The sequence below is a fragment of the Mesorhizobium sp. M2A.F.Ca.ET.042.01.1.1 genome (assembly GCF_003997405.1).
Taxonomy (GTDB): Bacteria; Pseudomonadota; Alphaproteobacteria; order Rhizobiales; family Rhizobiaceae; genus Mesorhizobium.
On sequence record NZ_RZRX01000371.1, the window covers coordinates 1 to 4,327 of the forward strand.

Sequence of the window (4,327 nt, forward strand, 5' to 3'; positions counted from 1 at the left end):
GCCGGGACGCTGAGGCGCGGAAACGGTGCAGAATTCGGCTCCGTTGCACGCATTGGCAAAGGTAAGGGCATGGATTCCAGGGTCTCCGCGACGGAGCTTCGCTCCTGCTCCGCCCTGGAATGACGAAGTCGGGACGCTCCGGGTAACTTCCAAGGTGGTGACTCGCTTTAAGCGAAAGGCACCGCCGTGGTGCCTTTCGGCAGCTTGGCCTCGTCGTCCGGTTCGACATGGATGGTGACTCGCACCGAGGGGATCTCGGCCTTCAGCGCGTCCTCGATGCGGTCGCAGATGACGTGGCTGGCGCCGACCGTCATGTCCGCGTCGACGACGAGGTGGAACTCGATGAAGGTGGCGCGTCCGGCAATGCGCGTCTTCAGGTCATGCACCTCGAGCGCGCCTTTCGAATTGGCCGAGATAATGTCGCGGATCTGCATGTTCTCCTGGCTGTCGACGGCGCGATCCATCAGGCCGTTCATCGACGAGCCGATGACATGCCAGCCCTGCCACAGGATGTTGAGCGCGACGATCACGGCCAATGCCGGATCGAGGATCTGCCAACCGGTGAGCACTGCGCCGACAAGGCCGCCGAGCACGCCAACGGACGTCACCACGTCGGTCATGATGTGCTGGCCATCGGCGACCAATGCTGGCGACTTGGCGTTGCGGCCGACCTGGATCAGAGTCCAGGCCCAGATCGCGTTGACGATGGTCGCCAAGCTGTTGACGGCAAGGCCCTTCCAGGGCTGCTCGAGCGGGGCCGGATGCTGCCACGACTGCCAGACCTCGTTGAGGATCAGGAGCGCCGCGACGACGATCAGCACGCCCTCGAGCACGGCGGAGAAGTATTCGGCCTTGTGGTGGCCGAAGGGATGGTCCTGGTCGGCGGGCTTGTAGCTGACCTGGATCGCCCAGAAGGCGGCGGCCGACGCGATGACGTTGACGATCGATTCCGCCGCGTCGGAATAAAGCGCGACGGAGCCTGTGATGTACCAGGCGGCCACCTTGAGGGCGAGCACGACGAAGGCGACGACGATCGACCAGAAGGCGAGCTTGGCGACCTTCTGCCTGGTCGCCGTCTTTGCTTCCGCCGTCGTCATCGTCATTGCCACATTCATCCCGACGTGCTGCCTACGCGGCCTTTTCCTTGGCCTTGCGCGGCAGATGCGCGACGATGTTCTCGATGATGCGCATGCCGGCATTGTGGCCGAGGGTCATGATCGATTCCGGATGGAACTGCACCGCGGCGATCGGCTCCTTGCGGTGCTCGAAGGCCATGATGATGCCGTCCTCGGTCTCGGCTGTGACCACGAAACCATCAGGCAGGCGCACCGGATCGGCGAAGATCGAGTGGTAGCGGCCGACGGTCACTTCCTTGGGCAGACCTGAGAAGATGATGCCGGGTTTCGAGACGCGGATGCGCGACGGCTTGCCGTGCATGGGGATGTGCAACTGCCGCAATTCGCCGCCATAGGCTTCGGCCAGCGCCTGCAGGCCGAGGCAGACACCGAAGATCGGCAGGTCGCGGGCGCGCGCTCGTCTGATGGTGGCGGCGCAATCGAAATCGGTCGGTGTGCCGGGGCCGGGCGACAGCACGACGAGATCGGGCTTCAGTCGCTCGAAGACCTCCTCCGGCACCGGCGTGCGGACGGTGGAGACATTGGCGCCGGTCTGGCGGAAGTAGTTGGCCAGGGTGTGGACGAAGGAGTCCTCGTGGTCGACCAGCAGGATGTTGACGCCGTCGCCGACGCGCGCGGTGGTGCGCTCGGCTCCGGTGGCGTTGCCGGTCTTGGCGTCGCGGATGGCGGAGAGCATGGCGGATGCTTTCAATTCGGTTTCGGCTTCTTCTTCCTCGGGCACGCTGTCGAAAAGCAGCGTGGCGCCGGCGCGCACCTCGGCGATGCCGTCCTTGATGCGGATGGTGCGCAAGGTGAGCCCGGTGTTCATGTCGCCGTTGAAGTTGACCATGCCGATCGCCCCGCCATACCAGGCGCGCGGGCTTTTCTCGTTCTGTTCGATGAAGCGCATGGCCCACAGCTTCGGCGCGCCGGTGACGGTGACCGCCCAGGCGTGCGAGAGGAAGGCATCGAAGGCGTCCATGCCTTCGCGCAGCCGGCCTTCGATGTGGTCGACGGTGTGGATCAGGCGCGAATACATCTCGATCTGGCGGCGGCCGATGACGCGCACCGAGCCCGGCTCGCAGACGCGCGACTTGTCGTTGCGGTCGACATCCGAACACATGGTGAGCTCGGACTCGTCCTTCTTGGAGTTCAGCAGCTTCAGGATCTGCTCGCTATCGGAAATGGCGTCGTCGCCGCGCTTGATGGTGCCCGAGATCGGGCAGGTCTCGACGCGGCGGCCGTTGACGCGCACGAACATCTCCGGCGAGGCGCCGATCAGATATTCGTTTTCGCCGAGATTGATGAAGAAGGAATAGGGCGAGGGGTTGATCGATTTCAGCTTGCGCGAAATGTCGGAAGGCTGGGTCTCGCAGCGCTCGTAGAACATCTGTCCGGGTACGACCTCGAACAGGTCGCCACGTTTGAAGCTCTCCATGGCGCGCCGCACCAGGTTGGCGTATTCGCCGGGCTCATGGTCCCCGCGCGGCGGGATGCGGTCGGCGGTCCTGAACGGCTCGACATGGGCGTCGCGGGCCAGGCCCTCGGTCGAAAAACCGTCGCCGGAATAGTCGTAGCGATCGGTCCAGGCTTTGGTCGAATAATGGTCGACGACGAGGATCTCGTCGGGCAGGAACAGCACCAGGTCGCGCTGGCTTTCCTTGCGCTCGAGCTTGTAGTCCACCGGATCGAACTGGAAGGCGAGGTCATAGCCGAAGGCGCCGTAAAGGCCGAGATTGGCGTCCTCGGCGGTCTTGAACAAAGCGGTGATGGCGCGCAGCACGGTGAAGACGGACGGAACGCGGCTGCGCTCCTCCTCGGTGAAGACGCGGCCGGGTTTTGCCACATCGAGGCGGATCAGCGCCTTCGAGGTCTCCGCGATCGTCACTTCGTTCAGCGCGCCAAGCGCCTTTCCGATCACGGGCAAGAGCACTTCGCCGCGCTTGTTCAGCGCTTCGATGCGCATGGCGCGGCCGCGCGCGGAGATCACCAGCGGCGGATCGATGATGGCGGTATCCCAGCGCGTGTAGCGGCCCGGATATTCGTAGTTCGAGGAAAACACGGCGCCGCGGCGTGAATTCAGGCCGTCGACATAGGCGTCGATCGCGCCTTCATAGGGCCTGTCGTGCCGTTCGCGGGTGATCGTCACGCCGCCCGCGGTGACGAAGCGCTCCGCCCCGTTGTCCAGAACTTTAGTCGTCATTGCCGTCTCCATCAGCGTTTTGGGCAACGGACCCGGGAATGGCTCTAAAAAACAAATGGCCGCCCGGACATTCCGCTGCGGCCACCCTCATTTTCACGCGCACACGCACGAACCGGCCGCTGTCAGCGAGCCCACCACCAAACGGTCTTGTTCGAACGCATGTTCATGCCGACTCCCATAGCGGCGAATGCTTGGATCGGCAAGCGGAATCAAGGAAATCGTCGGACGAGGTGAATCGGCTGCCGCGCATGGAACTTTATTCAGCGGGCTGCGGCTCCAGGATCGTACGGCGGTCGAGCGACTGCGACAGCACGGCCACCGCGACGGCCAGAAGCGCGAGCGCGGCGCCCACCAGCGGCAGGTTCGCGTAGGACACGCCCCAGGAGATGGCGAGGCCGCCGATCCAGGCGCCGCCGGCATTGCCGACATTGAAGGCGCCCTGGTTCAGCGTGGCGGCAAGGTTCGGTCCTTCGGCGGCCGCCTCGACGACGCGGATCTGCAGCGGCGGCACGACGATGAAGATCAGCATGCCCCACAGGAAGACGATGGCCACGGCCACGCTTGCGATGGCGCCGAGATTGGTGAAGACGACGAACAGCAGGGCCATGGCAAGCAGCGTGCCGATCACGGTCGGCATCAGCTTCCAGTCAGCCAGCCTGCCGCCGATGATGTTGCCGATGGTCATGCCGGCGCCGAACAGCAGCAGCACCCAGGTCACGGTCGCCGTCGACAGGCCGGAGACGACGGTCAGATAGGGCTTGATGTAGGTGAAGACGGCGAACAGGCTGGCAGAGGCGAGCGAGGCGATCAGCATCGCCAGCCACACCTGCAGCTTGCCGAGCACGCGCAATTCGCCGACCAGCCCGCCGCCGCTGGGTTCGGCGACGTCGGACGGCACCAGCCAGGCGATGGCCGCGACCGAGACGAGGCCGATGCCGACGACGGCGAGGAAAGTGGCGCGCCAGCCGAAGGCTTCACCCAGCGCCGTACCGGCGGGAACGCCCAGGAT

General features: G+C 64.8%; 3 protein-coding genes. All 3 read right to left on the reverse strand.

The genetic code is table 11. The features are described from left to right. Positions 1-167: 167 nt before the first annotated feature. On the reverse strand, positions 168-1,097 hold the full coding sequence (locus EOA23_RS31945) for a cation diffusion facilitator family transporter (RefSeq protein ID WP_189341788.1): 930 nt from the start codon (positions 1,095-1,097) through the stop codon (positions 168-170). A gap of 31 nt (positions 1,098-1,128) precedes the next feature. Continuing rightward, positions 1,129-3,318, reverse strand: coding sequence for an anthranilate synthase (locus tag EOA23_RS31950; protein WP_127307020.1), 2,190 nt, complete (start codon positions 3,316-3,318; stop codon positions 1,129-1,131). Positions 3,319-3,574: 256 nt separating this feature from the next. After that, positions 3,575-4,327: MFS transporter (locus EOA23_RS31955; protein WP_145966547.1), on the reverse strand; the 753-nt coding region annotated here is incomplete at its 5' end.